Below are 17,279 nucleotides of genomic sequence, written 5' to 3'. Positions count from 1 at the left end.
ATGCGTAAAGTATTGTTCATCCTCAGCGAGCTGCAGGACCAGGACGTCGAGTGGCTGGCCCAGACCGGCGAGCAGGTGCGCTATCCGGCCGGCGCCGAGCTGATCGCCTTCGACAGCAAGGTCGACAACGTCTACTTCGTGCTCGACGGCGCATTCTCGGTGCTGACCGGCGACGGCAAGCTGATTACGGAACTCGGCAGCGGCGAGATCATCGGCGAAATGTCGCTGGTCGATCCGGCGCGCACCACGGCCTCGGTGCTGGCCCAGCCGGGCGCCTCGGCGTTGCGCCTGTCGCACGCGGTGCTGCGCGCCAAGCTGGAGGCCGACCACGCGTTTGCGGCGCGCTTCTACCGCGCGCTGTCGATGTTTTTGTCGGACCGCGTGCGCCAGACCACGCGCCGCTTCGGCTATGGCGCCGCGACCGATCCGTCCAAGCCGCAGTTGGAGGAAATCAACGAAGAACTGGTCGACAAGCTGCACTTGGCCGGCGCCCGCTTCGACCGCCTGCTGAAACGGCTGGCCAGCTAACGTGAACGCCTTCCGCCGCTCCATCCCGCAGGCCGTCTCGCCGGCCGCCGCGCCGTCGCTGCCGTCGGGCGCCGCGCTGCCGCAAACCGCGCTGCCCGGCGAAGCGCTGCTTCGCCAAGCACTGCTATCGATGGCGCTGTTCACTGCCGCGCTGCTGCACACTGACGCCACGGCCCAGGAACTGCCGCCAACGCTCGACCTGCGCGCCGCCATCCGCCTGGTGCTCGAACGCAGTCCCGAAATCGAACTGCAGCGCTACACGGAAAGCGCCGCGCAAGGCATCGCGCTATCCAGCCGCGCCCCGTTCGACCTGGTCACCAGCACCACGCTAGGTGGCACGCGCGACCGCCGCCCGCTGCGCGCCGACGAACGCGCCAGAGCGCTGGCCGCCGGCGCGGACCAACTGGTCGACGCCAACGCCGTGACGCTGGGCGCTACCCGCCAGCTCGACTCCGGCGTTCAACTGAGCGGCGCCTACGCCCTGACCCGCGCCGCCGACAACGTGCAAGAAGCGCAAAACATCCCGCGCCAGACCAGCGACCGCCTGACCTTCACCGTGCGCGTGCCGCTGCGTAAAAATACAGGCCGCGACCAACTGGCCGCGCGCAACGCCACCGAACTGGAAGCCGTCGCCGCCCGGCGCGACACCGAGCAAGTGATAGCGCGCGCCGTGCTGGGCGTGGTGCAAGCCTATTGGGACTGGGCCGCCCGCGTGGCCGCCGCCGACGTCGCACGCGGCGCCGAGGCCCGCATGCAGCAGCTGCGACGCGAAACGGAAAAACTGGTGGCCGAAGATGAACTGCCGCCGGCGGAACTGAACCTGCTGACCGCCGCCATGACCGAACGCGAAACAGCCAGCATCGGCGCCCAGCAGCGCGCCCGCGACGGCCGCTATGCACTGGGCCGGCTATACGGCATGGGCGCGCTGGAAACCGACCAGCTGCCATCGCCGATCGAACCGCTACCCGAGCGCGCGGCCGCGCCAGGACTCGAAGCATTGGGACCGCAAGCCTTGGAACGCCGCGCCGACCTGGCCGCCCTGCGTCTGCGCGAACAGGCGATGGCCGAGCGGCTGGCGGCGGCGCGCAGCAACAACCAGCCAGTGGTCGATCTCGACTTATCGGCCTACTATGCCGGCCTGCGCGAAGGTGCGCGGCCGGTGTCGGCCGCCTTCGATCCGACCTCGCACCGCGCAGGTCCGGGTGTGGCGGCCAAGTTGTCGGTGCAACTGCCGTTGGAGAATTCCGCCAACAACGGCGCGCTGCGCACGGCCGCCGCCAACGCCGACAGCGCGCGTGTGCGCCGCTCGACGCAGGAGCAGACGGTGCAGGGGAATGTGGCGGCGGCCTACCTGGGCTACAACAGCTATGTGGCGCAGCTGCGCGCATCCGAACAGACCATCGAACGCTATCGTGCGGCGCTCAGGGATACGCTCACCAAGCGCCAGCTGGGCAGCGCGACGCTGATCGATGTGCTGAATGTGGAGGACCGCCTGAACAACGCCATCCTGGCGCGGCTGCAGTACCAGCAAGGCTACGCGCTGGCGCGCGCGCAAATCCTGTACGAAAGCGGCGCACTACTCCGCACCGCGCCCGACGGCACGCTCTCGGTAGCGCTGGACGAGCTCCTCCCCTAACCCGTCGTTCCCGCGAAAGCGGGAACGACGGGGTCAAGTTCCGTGGCCGCTGACGGTGCTGCGGAAAATCGGCAACACCAAGCTAATCGGCTTCTCGTGGTGCACCAGAATCTCGCCCTGGCACAGCGTTCCGCTGCTCAGCGGCAGCTCGCGCCCGGCCGCCGCCGACCACAGATAGGGATTGCGCGCCTCAGGCGCCGGCGCCGGATCACGTGTCAGCGCAATGCGCACCGCATAAGTCGCCGTGCCGCGCGCCAGTTCGCGCATCAGCTCCGGATTGGTGATGGTATTGGTCAGCCCCTGCGGCGTAGCCGGGTACGCCGACGTCGACTTCACGCTGGCGCGCAACACGCCATGCTCATAACGCCGCGCATGGCCGGGAATGATTTCCACCGCATCCTGCGCCGAGATCTTCTTGCCATCGGCCGCCGACACATACATCACCGCCTCCAGCGCAGCGGCGCCGGAGTCCACGCGTTCGATGCTGAGCACCGCCGTATCACGCCGCACGGCGCTGTCGATCGCAGCCTTGATCTCCACCACCCGCCCCGCCACAGGACTACGCAAATGCGTGACCGAACGCCCCTGCGTCTCCAACCCGGACAACTCGCGGCGCGCATCGGCGATCTGCAGCTCCAGCTTGGCCAGGCTGGCGACGCTGGAGCGCGCATAGTCGGCGCCGCGCTTGTCGAGCTCCTGCAGCTTGCGCTGGCTGTCTTCCAGGCCTGCGCGGGCGTCGGCCAAATCCAACGGCGTCTGCGCCGCAGCGCGCTTGGTGATCAGACCATCCGCACGCAGGCGCTGATCCAATTCCATCTGTTGTTCCAGAATAGCGATGCGCTTGCGGTCGCCGGCGATGCGCAAGGCCAGCGCGCTGCGCTGCTCGGCCAGGGAATCGCTATTCAGACGCGTGCTGCGCCGCGCTTCATTGCGCGCCGCCTCGGCCTGCGCGTCGAGATCGGCCAGATGAATACGTGCCGAGGCGATGCGCTCGGACAGCTCCGGCGTGGCCACCACCGCCACTTCCTGCCCCGCCGTCACCAACGCGCCCGGCTGCACCAGCACGGCCGTGATCTGGCCGGCCATGTCGGCCGTGACGTCGCTCACGCCTTGCGGCTGCATGACGATGCAACTGCCGGCCACCCGCGTCGGAATATCGCCCAGCACGCTCCAGACGATCACCACCAGGGTCACAGCGCCCAGTCCGCCGAGCGCGGCCCAGGCACGCCAACTGACGCGCGCCACATGGTGGTCGAAGCTGCGCAGCGACTCGGGAACGCGGGCGGGGAAATCGTTTTCTTCACTCATTTACCTATTATGCCTTGAACAACATACGCTCGCCTATACAAGATGGCGAAACTAGTGCATAATAGCGGGCTAGCACTGATACGTCAGTCCAGCAAGTATTTTTAGCAGCATCGCAAGCCTCAGCGCATCATTCTGATGCCTAATAAAGCCCTCCCGCCTCTGGTGTCGACCTTTGACACCGTCCCGGCGCAAAGCTTTTGTGCCGAAATTTCTTTCGATTTTGATTGAGTCATTTCGTTTTGGTAGGCGTTGCTATTTCGCGTTCCGTATTTGCGGCAACGCTGGTTTTTACGAAAGAACAGCATGACATTTGAAGCACTTGGTCTCAACACGTCCATTATTAAAGCCCTGACCGACGCCGGCTACACCGCGCCGACCCCAGTTCAGCAGCAGGCAGTTCCTGCAGCGATCGCAGGCAAGGACTTGTTGGTTTCCTCGCAAACCGGTTCCGGCAAGACTGCAGCGTTCATGCTGCCGTCGCTGCACCGTTTGTCCGAGATCGACCCGGCCACCGCCGGCAAGACTCCAAATCAAGAAATGCAAGCCGCCCGCGCCCGTGGCGAGCGTCCACGTTTCAAAGCTGCACAGCCAAAAATGCTGGTGTTGACCCCGACCCGCGAACTGGCCCTGCAAGTGACCACCAATACCGACAAGTACAGCGTCAACCTGCGCCGCATTAAGGCCGTGTCGATCCTGGGCGGTATGCCTTACCCTAAGCAGATGCAACTGCTGGCCAAGAATCCTGAGATCCTGGTCGCCACCCCTGGCCGTCTGATCGACCACATGGAATCGGGCAAGATCGACTTCTCGCAACTGGAAATCCTGGTGCTGGACGAAGCCGACCGCATGCTGGACATGGGTTTCATCGACGACATCGAAAAGATCGTCGAAGCGACCCCGTCGACCCGTCAAACCATGCTGTTCTCGGCAACGCTGGACGGCGTGGTCGGCAACATGGCCCGTCGCATCACCAAGGATCCACAAGTCATCCAGATTCTGAGCGCGGCCAACAAGCATGAAAACATCACCCAGCGCGTGCACTTCGTCGACGACCTGTCGCACAAGAATCGCCTGCTGGACCACCTGCTGCGCGACGAATCGCTGGACCAGGCCGTTGTGTTCACCGCCACCAAGCGTGACGCCGACACCATCGCCGACCGTCTGAACATCGCCGGTTTCTCGGCTGCCGCGCTGCACGGCGACATGCACCAGGGCGCGCGTAACCGCACCCTGGACAGCCTGCGTCGCGGTTCGGTGAAGATCCTGATCGCTACCGACGTTGCCGCCCGCGGTATCGACGTGCCGACCATCACCCACGTGTTCAACTACGACCTGCCGAAGTTCCCGGAAGATTACGTCCACCGCATCGGCCGTACCGGCCGCGCTGGCCGCAATGGTCTGGCGATCTCGCTGGTGAACCATGCTGAAGGCATGAACGTCAAGCGCATCGAGCGTTTCACCAAGCAGCTGATTCCGGTGAACGTGGTCGAAGGTTACGAGCCGAAGAAATCCGGTTCGGCACCACGTTCGACCTCGCGTCCAGGCGGCTGGAAGCCGGGCGACAACCGTGGCGGCGCCAAGCCAGGCCAGCGTTCGTTCAGCAAGCCAGGCAGCAGCAGCGGCGCCCCGCGCCGTGAAGGCTCGGGCACCGGCGAAGGCTACAAGGGCGGCAGCTACAAAGGCAGCAACCCACGCAGCACCGACGGCGCACGCCGCACCTACGGCGACCGCTAATCCGGTCCGCTAGCACATAGCAAAATGGCCCCGAAGCGATTCGGGGCCATTTTTTTTGGGCGCGGTCTAATTCGGTCTAATTTAATCTAGACCGTACTAATCGCGCCCCAAATCGACAACCCCAAGTCTAGAACAATACAGTGCTGCGGCTCACTCATCCCGGGCCGCCAGCAGCCCCGCCAGCAAGGTGACGCTGTTGATATCGAGCTTGTTGAAGACAGATTTGATTTGCGAGCGTATCGTTTCCGTCGACCGTCCAAGGCGCTCGGCGACCTGGATTTGCGTCAGTCCGCTGGCGAGTAGTTTGGCGACCAGGAATTCCCGCGCGGTCAATGCGTCGACTTTTTCTCGGGCGCGCGCCCGGAGGAACAGCAGCCCCTGGTCGTGGGCGCAGCGCAGCACCACGCCATCGAGCGCCAGCGTCTTCTCGCCTTTCGTCAGGCGGCTGAGGATTTCTCCGGACAGCTGATTTTCGCCGCGCAAGCCGGCGCCGCACAGTTGCCGGAAACGCTCGTCGGCGTGATACAGCACGCCGCGTTGGTCGGCGATGCCCACCGACCAGCACGCGCGGGCCGTGTCCCTGGTCAGCTGATCCAGATGCACCAGGCGATTGATGGCCAGCGCCTGCATCATGTGCGGCGCCAGCGCGGCCAGGAAGTCCACCTCCTCCTCGGGAAAGCGCGCCTCCTTCTTGGCCCGGTACAGCGACAGCCACTGCACGAACCTGGTGCGCGGGTTGATGTCGGAGGTGATGGCGAAATTCAGGTGGCCGAAGTCGTGCAGGAACTGGCGCAGCTCCGCCTGCTCTTCGCCGGGAAAATCGTCCACGTTGAAGCCGATGGTCGCCACGTCCTGCTGCGTCACGCGGAGCGCCGCCGTGTCCTGCTGCTTGACCTTTTCATAGGCCTCCAGCATGCGCATCGAGGTGTTGTACAGATGGATGCTATGAATATCGATGCCGGTAGGCAGCATCGTCGCCGTGCCCCACATGGAAGAGTCGAACGGCAATTGCTGCCGCACGACGGACAACATCTCATCCTGAAAAGTGGCTACGCTCTTTTCCTGCGCCAGCCGGTAGATCTGTAACAGCAAATCATTATATTTGTGGAAAAGGGGTGTCTTCATGCAGGAGGGCCGAGAGGTAGGATTAGCCGAAGGCGCCTTCCATAATCCCACAAAAAAACACACCCCGGCGGCAGGTGTGGTTTTCTGGCAACCTTGTCTGCGCAGAGATTTACAAAGCCGCTTCCAGCTCGGCGAGGTTCTTCTCAAGCATGGCCCGCTCGTGCGGATTGTCGATCTTTGGCAGAACCTGTCGCAAGGCCAAGGCATTTGCTTTGGTCATGGCCTTGTCTGCGGCGATGGCCACATCGGGTTTAACGCCGCTTCCTTCCCAATCGCCTTTGGTGATCAGGTTGATCGAGCGTCCTACCGGTATCACGGCCACCAAGTTCGGACCGACACGGAACGGCTGGATCGGATGCGCACCGCCTCCGGTTGTGTCGCCCACGACGGTGATGCGCTTGATCGCCTGGAGGTTGTAGGTAAAATCTTCGGCAGCGGAAAAAGTTTCAGCGCTGGTCAACACATAGACGGGCTTGTCCGGGCCAAAGCGCACGCCTGGAACGGCGGGGTCACTCCAGAACGAATTGGTTTCGTTCTCAGCGCGGAAATAGATGTCCGACAGATGCACCTTCTTATCGCCAAGCAGGTAACTTGCCATGTGCGCCACCATGCGCGGATCGCCGCCACGGTTGTCGCGCAGGTCGATGATCATCGCGTTGCCATTGGCCGCCAGATTCATGGCGGCCGTCGCGGCTGCTTTGCCGACCTCCGCTTCAAAGAAGCCGTTGAGCTTGAGGTACATGATATTGCCGGGTAGGCGCTCTACCTTTTCAAAGGCGAAATTCAAGTATTGCCCGAATTCGGTCATCCGCTGCCGCATCTCGGCAGGGACGCCTTGGGTGAGTGAGGGACGAGGCCGATCAGGTAGCGCATTGGGGATGTGGCGGATGCTCAAGTGTTTGTCCGGGTGCGCAGCCTGGAGATGGGTCGTCAGCAAGTCCGCGAATTCCGCATCCGTCGCCACCTTCTCGTAGTCGCCCTTGAGCAAATGAGCGCGGACGGCGGCGGCCATCTTGTTGCCATCGTCTGCATAAACATATTTGCCGGACAGGCGTTGCGCCAGCAGGTCGACGGCGGCGGCCTTGTCGGCGGCGCTCAACTCGGGCGACTGCTGCGCGCTGGCGTTGGGAAGAGCGATGACGCTGAGGATCATGACTGCTGCGGAAAGGAAGTGTCTCATAGTAGCGTTAGTCTCCATATAAAGAAAAAATCAAAAGGCGTGGTTGCCTGCCAAAGGCACGGTCAACACGGCGCGCACGCCTTGTCCGTCGCCGAGCTCCACGACAATACCGGCCTCGCGCCCGTAAAGCAGCAGCAGCCGCTCTGCGATATTTGCCAGCCCCGTGCCCTGCCCGGCCTGCTCGGTCAAGCCGACGCCGTCGTCGACCACGGACACGCTCAGCAACTTGCCCTCACGCCTTGCGCTGATGGTGATCAGGCCCGGCCGGCTGGCCCGCTCCAAGCCATGTTTGATGGCATTTTCCACCAGCGAGATCAGCATCGCCGGCGGGAACGGCAAGCTGCGCAATTCCTCGTCCACCTCGACTGCGAAGCGCAGGCGTGCCCCCATGCGGATGCGCATCACCTCCAGGTAATTGCTAACTAGATCCATTTCTCGTCCCAGGGTCGAGGACACCGAGCGCATATCCGGCAGCGCGTTCTGCAGGTAGCCGACCAGGTGGTCGAGCATGTCCTGCGCGGCCTGCTGATCGGTGCGGATCAGGTACTTCAGATTGGCCAGCGTATTGAACAGAAAGTGCGGCTCGACCTGGGCCTGCAAGGCCGAGAGACGTGCCTGCAGCGAGGTGCGTTCCAGCTCGCGTTCACGCCGCGCCGCATCCAGTGCGTTGGCATGGCGCGCGAGGTGCTGGCGCAGCTGCACGCACACCGTCTCAGCGGCTTTCAGCGACTCGCCCTGCTGGATCGCGAACCAGGCTAAGCCCGCGCGGCAGTGCAGCTCGATATGGCAGCTAGGCCCCACATCGGACGACACCCTCACCTCGACATGGCGCCCCAGCGCCAGCGGTCGCCAGCGGCCCAGCACGATGCGACCCTTGAACGGATCGTTGAAGAACGCCGGCGGGCCGGAGTAACCGAGCGCCGTGCCGAGCGCGAGTCCCGACAAGGATTCAGTGCACAGGTCAAAGGTGGTGGAGGAATTGAAGGGTGCATCGATGCGGCGCGTCACCGAGGACGCCATCCCCTCGGCACACAGCGCCTTGCCCTCCTCTGCCAGGCGGGCAAGAAAGCTGCGGGCGATCCCACTCGACAGCAGCGCAAACCAGGCCATCACCGCCAGCACGCCGCCGCCGACCAGGAACAGATTCAGCTTGCGTGCCTCGAAGTCGTCCGGCGCAGCCGTGCCAAGCTTCAGCCAAAGCGGCATCAGCGCTATCGCCAGCGACAGGAACAGTAGCGAACCGGTGTTGAAGCGCAGCGCCGATTGCAGCAGGTAGCGGCGCACCAGGCGGCGGTCGTGCTTCACTTCCGGTACGGGCGGAGCGTTGAAGCGCTGGAATGCGGGAGAACTCATTAACTTCCTCGGATTGAACTTGTCCGGCCATTCTAGCGGCTAGGGTGCGCGTGTTTTCACCTATGCGACGAACGCCCACAAATCGGGGAGGAAACCGGCGCCGGCCGGATGAATGACGCCGAGCGAATCGCCCTGACCAAGCCATATAGTCTCGCAACGGAAACCGCGCTAGCGCGCCCAACCGCAATTAATGTCTGAGCTCAATAGCATCCAGGTCCAGCCCGCGCCGCGCGAGTTCTGATGTGACAGTCCGTGACTTTTCCAGCTTGGCAACATGCTATTCTGCCCCTAACAAAAATGATTGCCTCTATATGCATATCGCTCTCCCACTCATCCTGCTGTTGTCAGTATCCAGTTCCGTCATGGCGCAATCCGAAACGGACAAGCCTCCTCCCGAAGCAACTCAGCAAGTGAACGTGGCGGGTAGCAAAGATCCGGACTGGAAACCGTACCGCAAAATGCTAGACGGTATAGATGCATTCGACCGCTACCATTATCTTGCGCCGCAAGCCCAGCTGAAATTTATTCTACGCCCACAACAGCCTCAGCTGACGACATCCGAGCTCAAACTTCGCATCGTCGGGGATAATGTGAGCATCGACGTTCCGATTGCAGCCGACCTAACTTTCTCTGTACCTCGCGACGACGCTGCCGCAAAAGATGATGCCGACCTCCGGCTCAGCACCAAAAAGGGCTTGTTTCGCTGGCGGCCCGACATCCACACTGCAGGCATCCCTCTCGGAACAAGGCGCTTGGGTGATCTACGTCTGGAATGCGAAGTGAGATGGGCTGTCGACAAATTTGACGCGTCGTTGATCAAACTGGCCTATCTAGTCCCTTTAGGCGGAGTTTGTCATACCTCTAGAAGTCGAGTTTTTTATTCGACTAACGCTCCCATTACGGGTGCTACGCTGGTGTCGGGTTCGCGCCGCGAAAGGCTTCCGGTAGAGCGTCTAGATGCAAAAGACCACCTGCGTTATGCTCCACCGCTGCATGATCAAAGCTGGCCGGATGACACGCTGCTGGAATTTGAGTTCGCGATGTCGAATACCGCCACCGCAGCCGATACAGCTAGCTTTCCGTAATCGGCCAAGAGCGGACCTACAATCGCATACATATACGTCCACATCGTCTTTGAACGCTGAAAATTGAACGGTGACGTGTGAGAATTGAAGAGTATGTTTTCTTTGTTCGCGGCGCTGTCATGTGGCGTTGCTCGTAGAACCATTGAAAGTAAAGATGATGCGATTTCAACCGAACCGTGCGACCCTTGTTTCCGTAGCCGCTTCCATTGTCGGTATCGCACTGGTCGCCAATGCCGTATTTTTGGTTCTGGGCGGCCAGCTGGGCCACGCCCTGATGCGCGCGGGCCTAGGCCTATATTGCTGCATCTGGGCCTTCGTCCCCTACGGCGACTTCTTCCGCGTTGCGCGTATGCCGGTCCGTCTCGACGACAGCGCGGAGCGCAATGCCTACGCCAAGTTGTTCCCTCCTCGCCTGCTGCCAGCAATGTGGTTGTCGATGGCTCTGATGTTCGGCGGGTTTGTCTATAACGTGGTTGGCGTTTTTCGCTGAGCGCTGCTTTAACCTCGTTCGCTATCGGCCAAAAGCAGTCACTCGGATTCGTCTTTTTCGCACCATAACTCCTTTTTGGAGAGCAACATGACCACGGGCCTAACAAAAAAGGACGTAGCTCAAAGACAACTTATCACTGCTATTCGATTGCTCTTTTCTCATGGGGACTTAGTTTCAGTAGTTTCGTTGGCTGCGAACGCATGGGAAATAATCGACTATTTTTGTCGTAAAAATGCTGTCCTTAGTATGTCGGAGCAGGCCCGAGCCGACGTACCTCAGGGAAAGAGACTAAAACTCGATTATATCAACTCGCCATATCGAAATTTCTTTAAACATGCTGAAACAGATGCGGAAGTTATACTCCAGCCCCTGGCTCCGGGCTTCGTCGACGGATTGATTTATCTGGCCGTTGAAGATTATCTCCGCTGGGTAAAGAAAGGTCCGATAGAGTTCCAGGTATTTCAGTTATGGTACTTAGCGCTGTATATCGAGAAGGTCGCAGATGATGAGCTAAGTAGGATAGTTGAGGCGATTGACCGAAAATTCCCCAACCTTCGTGGACTTACACGCGATGCCCAGATTGACGTTGGACGAGGAGTTCTAGACGATGCTATGCAAGATAGTGAATTATTGAACCATTCGCAGACCGAGATTTCTCTTTAGAATATAGTGAAGGGAAGACCACTAACCGCCACCCGTAGACCTATCGTTGCATAGTCAGCAGACAGCGTTGAAATAACAAATAGTTATAATTCTGTAAATTTTCTGAATAAGTGCTGAGACTACGCATGTAAAATGACGGCATCATGCTTTCGGAGAATAATCACAGGCAGCAATGGGGTGCGGCCCGCCGAGATTCATCTTTCACCGCAAAACTATTATATTGGTCACTTTATGACTCTGGTAATCGCATCAAAAGAGAACAATAAAATTTATCTTTTCAGTGATACGTTGATTAGCTTTGATAGCAAGCTTGGTCGTTCTCCATATCAAACCATCAAGGTTTTATCCCTTTCTCCAAACGTCGCACTGGCTTTCAGTGGTTCGCATGACATAGCGCTGGAAATTTTCTTTGATTTATATCGAGATACCTCGGCCTCGCCTGATGTGGAAGCATTAGCCAGACATATTCAGCAGCGTTGCTCTGCCGTATCGATAAAATTTGGAGATGAATCGTCACCCGAATTCCTTCTCGTGTGCTTCAATCCTGAACTCACGATTACTAAAATAACCGATCAGCATATAATTGAATGCCCTCAATACGGATGGATCAGCAATGCTCGCGCGGCAGCCAAAGTATCCCGGGTGGCTGATTTAGGACAGGACGCAATCCGCACGGAAATGAGCCGCATGATTATCGATAGTGAATTCCATGATGTGGGTAGCTACTTAGTGGCGATGCAAAGCCAGGACAACGGCTTTAAGTTTTGTCCTTACATGATCTTGACATCACCAAAATATATACCAGTGGAGGGATGGAGTACCATCGACTTTGAAACGGCACAAACCGGCAGCTTCGGTTTTACTACCATTACCCCGCTGGAGCCTGGTCGAAATGGGTTTGGAATATTTCTCTTTCAGGGATTCGTTGGTCTTTTCTTCCATATCGACATTGCTGGGAGAAGAGTAGAAATCTTGAAGGCTTATGCCAGGTCAGCAGAGGACTTTATGCAAATACTTTCAGCAGAGATCGGCTTCCCGTTAGAGCACTGTGGTTCACTCGGGTAGATTTGTTTAATATTAAGTTGATGGCTTAGCATTTAGGCGTTTTCAACAGACGCGAAGGTCTGCAAAGGGGGGAACTAGCCGCCCACCAGTCGTCATCAGGCTGGAGTACCGATTGCCAAAACTTGGCGTGGGGCCGGCCTCTGTCGATCCAGTCGTCGTTCCGGTATCATTCGGCATGAACACGAATTCCTTCCATCCCTTCGTCATTGGCGTCGCCGGCGGCAGCGGCAGCGGCAAATCCACTGTATCCCAGCAGGTGCTCGCGTCGTTTGGCGCGGACATGGTTTCGGTCGTCATGCAGGACGACTACTACTGCGACCAAACCCACCTCACCCCTGAAGTCCGCCGCAAGCAGAATTACGACCATCCACAGGCTTTCGACTGGTCGCTGCTGGTGCAGCACGTCCAGGCCCTGCGCAATGGCGAACCCATAGAGATGCCGGAATACGACTTCACGATCGACAACCGCTCCAACCGGACCATTCAAGTCAAGCCGGCGCCGGTGATCGTCATCGAAGGCCTGTTCGCCCTGTACGACGCCGACCTGCGCAAGATGATGTCACTGAAGATCTTCGTCGACACCGCCTCGGACGTGCGCTTCATCCGCCGCATGCAGCGCGATATCACCGAACGCGGCCGCTCGGTCGAGAGCGTGGTCGGGCAGTACCTGGAAACGGTGCGCCCGATGCACCAGCAGTTCATCGAACCCACCAAGCGCCACGCCGACGTGATTATTCCGCACGGCGCCAATGGCCCGGCGGTCGACGTCATCACCACCAAGGTCGCGAGCGTGATCGGAAAGTTGAAGCAGCCCTGATTTTCGCTTGGACTTGCGTTCGAGTGCTCAGCTTAAAATCCACTCGCCATTTTTTGCGATCTGAGCGTGCATTGCATCCGGCGCCAGATCTAGCTCTCCCGGCCAAGTCACGACTCCATCAACAGCGGATACTTGGCCAAACTCGGCAGGGTTCCGCAAACGCGCGAAGACGCCTCGAAACGCGGATGGCATAAATTTGACGACGCCCTCGACGCCATCTTTAAAACGAACACGGAAGGCATAGGTACCTTCCATGCGCACTTCAGTAACGTCCCAGTCCATAGCCTTACCTCAAAGGTGCGATGGGCTTTGGCGCTTGCATTGTCTCGCACAAGCCCCAGTTATCAAGCAATTCGTCTTGATGGAGTTTAGCCCATTCAGACACCAAACGCAGTTCCCTAACCGGCAAGTTACCATTCATCAGCACCAGCTTTTGAATGTCAAAAGTAGCTTGGCTTCCGGCATATTTGATGTGGAAGTGCGGAGGTAGGTGATCTCTGTAGAACATCTGGATCAGGAGACCATAAAACGCGCTGATGGTAGGCATGATTTTCGAACTCCGGACTTAGGTACGTCCGCGAGTCTATTGCCGCCCCGCCTACACGTTCTGAACAAGATCAACTTCACTCTAAATTTTTCTTAGAACAGCGATACTGGCCGCCAGCGGCTATCATTGAGCGCCCGCGCAAGCTATTTTGCAAAACGGCACAATATTCCCGCCGCAGGATCGTCCTCAGTGTATGACTGCACCAATAACAACAGCCGAAAAAGACCAGGACATCACCGCGACGGTGCTGCGCGAGCGCTCGCGCTTGTGGAATTTCATCCGTCGCCGCGTGGCGGACCAGACCGACGCCGACGACATCCTGCAGGATGTGTTCTACGAGTTCACCCAAGCCTACCGCCTGCCCGATCCCATCGAGCAGGCCAGCGCCTGGTTGTTCCGGGTCGCCCGTAACCGCATCATCGACCGTTTTCGCAAGAAGAAGGAAGTGGCGCTGGAAGACCTGGCCGCCACCGACGACGAGGACGATTGCCGCCTCGACCTGATGCTGCCCTCGCCCGATGCAGGCCCCGAAGCCGCCTACACCCGCGCCATGCTGCTCGAAGAACTGCAGCTCGCCCTGGAAGAATTACCCGCCACCCAGCGCGAAGTCTTTATCGCCCACGAACTGGACGGCGTCAGTTTCAAGGAAATGGCCGAACAAACCGGCGTTTCCATCAACACTTTATTGGCCCGCAAGCGCTATGCCGTGCTGTTTCTGCGCCAGCGCCTGCAAGCCCTGTACGACGAATGAAAGGAGTACGACAAAATGCGTCACCATGATATGAGCTACAAGAAATTCAAACTGATGAAGGGTCTCTTCATCCTCGCCGGCGCCGCCGTGTTCGGCGCCATCGTGATGGCCCTGTGGAATTGGCTGATCCCCGCCATCTTTCCCGGCGCCAATGCCGTGAATTATTGGCAAGCCCTGGGTTTGCTGCTACTGTGCCGGATCCTGTTCGGCGGTTTCCGCGGTCACCACCGCGACTGGCATGAGAAGCGCGAGCACTGGCAGCGCTGGCAAGCCATGACGCCGGAAGAGCGCGCCCAGTTCTTCCAGCAACGCGAAAAGTTCTTCAAACACCGCGCGCCGTTCTGCCGCCCCGAAGCACCTGACGCACCCGAAGCACCTGCAACGAAAGAATAAACAATGACAAAAACGCCCGCGCCGCCATTCAGCGGCTATCAGAAAAAAGTCGTGGCCATGCTGGCCTTCCTGCAGTTCGCCGTCATCCTCGATTTCATGATCATGTCGCCGCTTGGCGCGGTCATCATGCCGGACCTGAAGATCGGCCCGGCCCAGTTCGGCCTGGTGGTGTCGGCCTATGCCTTCAGCGCCGGCCTGTCCGGCCTGCTGACGGCCGGCTTTGCCGACCGCTATGACCGCAAGAAACTGCTGCTGTTCTTCTACACCGGCTTCATCCTCGGCACCGTCTGGTGCGGCCTGGCGCAGACCTTTGAAAGCCTGCTGGCAGCGCGCGTGTTCACCGGCCTGTTCGGCGGCGTGATCGGCTCCGTCGTGCTGGCCATTTCCAGCGACCTGTTCCCGCCGCAAATGCGCGGCCGCGTCATGGGCCTGATCCAGACCGCGTTTGCCGCCAGCCAGGTGCTGGGCATCCCGGCCGGCCTCTACTTGTCCAACCAGTGGAACTGGCATGTGCCGTTCATGGCCATGGCCGCGTTCGGCCTGGTCGGCGGCCTGCTGGTGGCCTGGCAACTGCAACCGGTGGACGCTCACCTGGCCCAGCCGCAGGAGCACAGCCCGTTCATGCACCTGTTCCACACGGTGACGGAGAAGCGTTATCTGCTGGCCTTCTGCGTGACCGCCCTGCTGACCACCGGCGGCTTCATGCTGATGCCGTTCAGCAGCGCCTACATCGTCAACAACATGGGCATCGACCTGCATCACCTGCCCACCGTCTACCTGGTCACCGGTCTATGCACGATCTTCATCGGCCCGATGATCGGCCGCGCGGCGGACGCCTACGGCAAGTTCCGCGTGTTCCTGTTCGGCACCGCGCTGTCGATCGCCATGGTGCTGATCTACACCCACCTCGGCCATATCCCGCTGTGGATGCTGGTGCTGGTCAATTCGGTGATGTTCGTCGGGATCTTCTCGCGCATGATCCCGTTCCAGGCGATCTCCTCCACCGTGCCGAGCATGACGCAGCGCGGTTCGTACAACGCCATCAGCGCCTCGATCCAGCAGCTGGCCGGCGGTGTGGCCTCGGTGGTGTCGGGCCATATCGTGACCCAGGCCGCCGACGGCCGCCTGCAGCACTTCGATACCGTCGGCTATGTGGTGGTGGCGACCTCGCTGGTAGCGTCGGTGCTGCTGTGGCTCCTGCAGCGCAGCCTGCCGGCGACGGCGGCGCCGCGCCCGCAAGCGGCTACTTGAGCGTCAGGCCGTATTTGTCGGCGGTGCGCTGCATGAAGCCCGAGCTTTTCAACTTGTCGAGCTCGGTGCGCAGCGCGTGCACCGTGGCGGCCGGCGTCTCCAGGCTGGCCGCCACGTAGTAGTCGCCCAGGCCTGGCATGGGCATCACGCGCTCTAGCAGCTCGCAATGCACCTCGATGCGCAGGCACAGGTCCTTCAGCATGCGCTCGGATGCCACCATCAGATCCACCCTCCCCGCCACCAGCTTGCGCAGGCTTGCTTCGTCCAGCGCCGCCAGGTCGGCGTTCAAGCCCAGCTGGTGCAGCTGCTCCTCGACCACGTCGCCACGGTTGGCGGCGATGCGGTAACGCCGCAGGTCGTCCACCGTGTGCGCCTTGATATCGTGCCGCGACCTCAGCTTGAACAGGTAGACGCTGCGCGGCGCAATCTGCGCTATCCATTGGAACTGGTCCTCGCGCTCGGGCGTGCGGACGATGCTGTAGATCAGCACATTGGGCTGGGTCCTGGCCATCTGGAAGGCGCGAGCCCACGGGTAAATCTGTACGCTGTAGTCGATCCTGGCATGCGCCAGGGCGGCGGTCAGCAGTTCGGTCGCATAGCCGGTCACCTTGCCGCGTTCAACGTAGCTGTAGGGCATGAACGTTTCCGTCACCAGCGTCAGCGGCGGCACCGGCGCCGCAGCGGCAGTCGCGTCGACGCCCGCAGCCAGCGCGATACACCCCGTCCAGCGTAGCAAAAAGTTCCTGCTAGTTAAGAAATACCAATTTTGTTGCCACATGGCATTATTTTCGACTTATAATAATTACAGTAAGACGTAACCCACCACCAACCTTATCAGATCCAAAAAGGGAGAAGTGCATGAATTCCAGAATTATGGATGCCGCCTGTCTGCGCGCGTTGCGCCGCCGGGGCCATTCGGACAGCAGTATCGCAGCGATGTCGCCGGAGGAAGCGTTTTGTGAATACTGTGCCTACCACGGGATCATGAATCTGCTGCCGTCGACGCTGGAAATGCTGGACAAACTGCGCGGCGACGCCGCCAACTAAACAAAAAGCCACCGCGAAGGTGGCTTTTTTCATCGAGCGTCGAACAGTGGTACTTAGCGGTAGAACGGCTCGACCGTGCCTTTCAGCTTGATCAGCATCGGCATGCCTTTGCGATCCAGCGCCTTGCCGGCCGGAACCTTGATCCAGCCTTCGCTGATGCAGTATTCATCCACATCGCTACGCTCTTTGCCGTTGAAATTAATGCCGATGTCGTGTTCGAACACGGCAGCGACGTGGAATTTGCTGCGCGGATCGATCGACAGACGATCCGGCAGTGGTGGGAGTTGAGTAGTATCGTTCATCCCG

The 17,279-nt window shown here is 60.0% G+C and carries 20 protein-coding genes; 12 read left to right on the top strand and 8 right to left on the bottom strand.

The genetic code is table 11. The features are described 5' to 3' along the window. Positions 1–528, top strand: coding sequence for a cyclic nucleotide-binding domain-containing protein (locus tag ACXZ1M_RS23930; protein WP_373991548.1), 528 nt, complete (start codon positions 1–3; stop codon positions 526–528). A 1-nt stretch (position 529) separates the two neighbouring features. Next, positions 530–2,164, top strand: a complete 1,635-nt coding sequence (locus ACXZ1M_RS23925; protein ID WP_459050101.1) for a TolC family protein — start codon at positions 530–532, stop codon at positions 2,162–2,164. A 33-nt stretch (positions 2,165–2,197) separates the two neighbouring features. On the opposite strand, the gene ACXZ1M_RS23920 is transcribed toward ACXZ1M_RS23925, so the two are convergent. Continuing rightward, positions 2,198–3,472, bottom strand: coding sequence for an NHLP bacteriocin system secretion protein (locus ACXZ1M_RS23920; RefSeq protein ID WP_459050100.1), 1,275 nt, complete (start codon positions 3,470–3,472; stop codon positions 2,198–2,200). A 303-nt stretch (positions 3,473–3,775) separates the two neighbouring features. On the opposite strand from ACXZ1M_RS23920, the gene ACXZ1M_RS23915 reads away from it, so the two are divergent. Next, the gene (locus ACXZ1M_RS23915; RefSeq protein ID WP_459050099.1) at positions 3,776–5,206 is read left to right on the top strand and encodes a DEAD/DEAH box helicase; all 1,431 of its coding nucleotides are present in this window, start codon (positions 3,776–3,778) and stop codon (positions 5,204–5,206) included. Positions 5,207–5,356: 150 nt separating this feature from the next. On the opposite strand, the gene ACXZ1M_RS23910 is transcribed toward ACXZ1M_RS23915, so the two are convergent. From ACXZ1M_RS23910 to ACXZ1M_RS23900, 3 genes are all read right to left on the bottom strand, one after another. After that, complete coding sequence (locus tag ACXZ1M_RS23910; protein WP_459050098.1) at positions 5,357–6,298, bottom strand: helix-turn-helix transcriptional regulator; 942 nt, start codon at positions 6,296–6,298, stop codon at positions 5,357–5,359. A gap of 142 nt (positions 6,299–6,440) precedes the next feature. Then, positions 6,441–7,484 carry a S41 family peptidase gene (locus ACXZ1M_RS23905; protein ID WP_459050097.1) on the bottom strand — a complete coding sequence of 348 codons (1,044 nt, stop codon included), beginning with the start codon at positions 7,482–7,484 and terminating at the stop codon, positions 6,441–6,443. Between the two features lie 57 nt (positions 7,485–7,541). After that, positions 7,542–8,864, bottom strand: a complete 1,323-nt coding sequence (locus tag ACXZ1M_RS23900; protein ID WP_459050096.1) for a sensor histidine kinase — start codon at positions 8,862–8,864, stop codon at positions 7,542–7,544. A gap of 311 nt (positions 8,865–9,175) precedes the next feature. Between ACXZ1M_RS23900 and ACXZ1M_RS23895 the strand changes: the two genes are divergently transcribed. The 5 genes from ACXZ1M_RS23895 to udk all read left to right on the top strand — a co-directional run bounded on the left by ACXZ1M_RS23895 (position 9,176) and on the right by udk (position 12,984). Continuing rightward, a complete protein-coding gene (locus ACXZ1M_RS23895; RefSeq protein ID WP_459050095.1) occupies positions 9,176–9,949 on the top strand; it encodes a hypothetical protein in 774 nt (257 codons plus the stop codon). A 154-nt stretch (positions 9,950–10,103) separates the two neighbouring features. Beyond that, positions 10,104–10,439, top strand: coding sequence for a hypothetical protein (locus tag ACXZ1M_RS23890; RefSeq protein WP_116991045.1), 336 nt, complete (start codon positions 10,104–10,106; stop codon positions 10,437–10,439). Between the two features lie 87 nt (positions 10,440–10,526). After that, entirely contained in the window at positions 10,527–11,102 is a 576-nt protein-coding gene (locus tag ACXZ1M_RS23885) for a hypothetical protein (protein WP_459050094.1), read from the top strand. A gap of 231 nt (positions 11,103–11,333) precedes the next feature. Next, the gene (locus ACXZ1M_RS23880; protein ID WP_459050093.1) at positions 11,334–12,167 is read left to right on the top strand and encodes a hypothetical protein; all 834 of its coding nucleotides are present in this window, start codon (positions 11,334–11,336) and stop codon (positions 12,165–12,167) included. A gap of 175 nt (positions 12,168–12,342) precedes the next feature. Next, positions 12,343–12,984, top strand: coding sequence for a uridine kinase (udk, locus tag ACXZ1M_RS23875; RefSeq protein WP_459050092.1), 642 nt, complete (start codon positions 12,343–12,345; stop codon positions 12,982–12,984). A 27-nt stretch (positions 12,985–13,011) separates the two neighbouring features. On the opposite strand, the gene ACXZ1M_RS23870 is transcribed toward udk, so the two are convergent. Continuing rightward, positions 13,012–13,266: a DUF2442 domain-containing protein gene (locus ACXZ1M_RS23870; protein WP_459050091.1), complete on the bottom strand. Its 255-nt coding sequence runs from the start codon at positions 13,264–13,266 to the stop codon at positions 13,012–13,014. A gap of 4 nt (positions 13,267–13,270) precedes the next feature. After that, on the bottom strand, positions 13,271–13,531 hold the full coding sequence (locus ACXZ1M_RS23865) for a DUF4160 domain-containing protein (RefSeq protein ID WP_459050090.1): 261 nt from the start codon (positions 13,529–13,531) through the stop codon (positions 13,271–13,273). Positions 13,532–13,724: 193 nt separating this feature from the next. Here ACXZ1M_RS23865 and ACXZ1M_RS23860 point away from each other — a divergent pair, with 193 nt between their 5' ends. Genes ACXZ1M_RS23860 through ACXZ1M_RS23850 form a run of 3 tightly spaced genes read left to right on the top strand, consistent with a single transcriptional unit; the run spans position 13,725 to position 15,926 of the window. Then, on the top strand, positions 13,725–14,282 hold the full coding sequence (locus ACXZ1M_RS23860) for an RNA polymerase sigma factor (protein ID WP_459050089.1): 558 nt from the start codon (positions 13,725–13,727) through the stop codon (positions 14,280–14,282). Positions 14,283–14,297: 15 nt separating this feature from the next. Continuing rightward, entirely contained in the window at positions 14,298–14,675 is a 378-nt protein-coding gene (locus ACXZ1M_RS23855; protein ID WP_459050088.1) for a hypothetical protein, read from the top strand. A gap of 3 nt (positions 14,676–14,678) precedes the next feature. Then, on the top strand, positions 14,679–15,926 hold the full coding sequence (locus ACXZ1M_RS23850) for an MFS transporter (RefSeq protein ID WP_459050087.1): 1,248 nt from the start codon (positions 14,679–14,681) through the stop codon (positions 15,924–15,926). Here the strand turns inward: ACXZ1M_RS23850 and ACXZ1M_RS23845 are convergent. Further along, positions 15,919–16,662 (bottom strand): substrate-binding periplasmic protein, encoded by a 744-nt coding sequence (locus tag ACXZ1M_RS23845; RefSeq protein ID WP_459050086.1) that lies wholly within the window; start codon positions 16,660–16,662, stop codon positions 15,919–15,921. The genes ACXZ1M_RS23850 and ACXZ1M_RS23845 overlap by 8 nt on opposite strands. A gap of 122 nt (positions 16,663–16,784) precedes the next feature. On the opposite strand from ACXZ1M_RS23845, the gene ACXZ1M_RS23840 reads away from it, so the two are divergent. Then, on the top strand, positions 16,785–16,973 hold the full coding sequence (locus tag ACXZ1M_RS23840; RefSeq protein ID WP_459050085.1) for a hypothetical protein: 189 nt from the start codon (positions 16,785–16,787) through the stop codon (positions 16,971–16,973). A gap of 53 nt (positions 16,974–17,026) precedes the next feature. On the opposite strand, the gene ACXZ1M_RS23835 is transcribed toward ACXZ1M_RS23840, so the two are convergent. Beyond that, on the bottom strand, positions 17,027–17,275 hold the full coding sequence (locus ACXZ1M_RS23835; RefSeq protein ID WP_459050084.1) for a DUF3297 family protein: 249 nt from the start codon (positions 17,273–17,275) through the stop codon (positions 17,027–17,029). Positions 17,276–17,279 lie beyond the last annotated feature (4 nt).

The organism is Duganella paludis, from assembly GCF_054461335.1.
The sequence above is the reverse complement of the archived record's forward strand: the minus strand, read 5'-3'. Positions and strand labels throughout refer to the sequence as shown.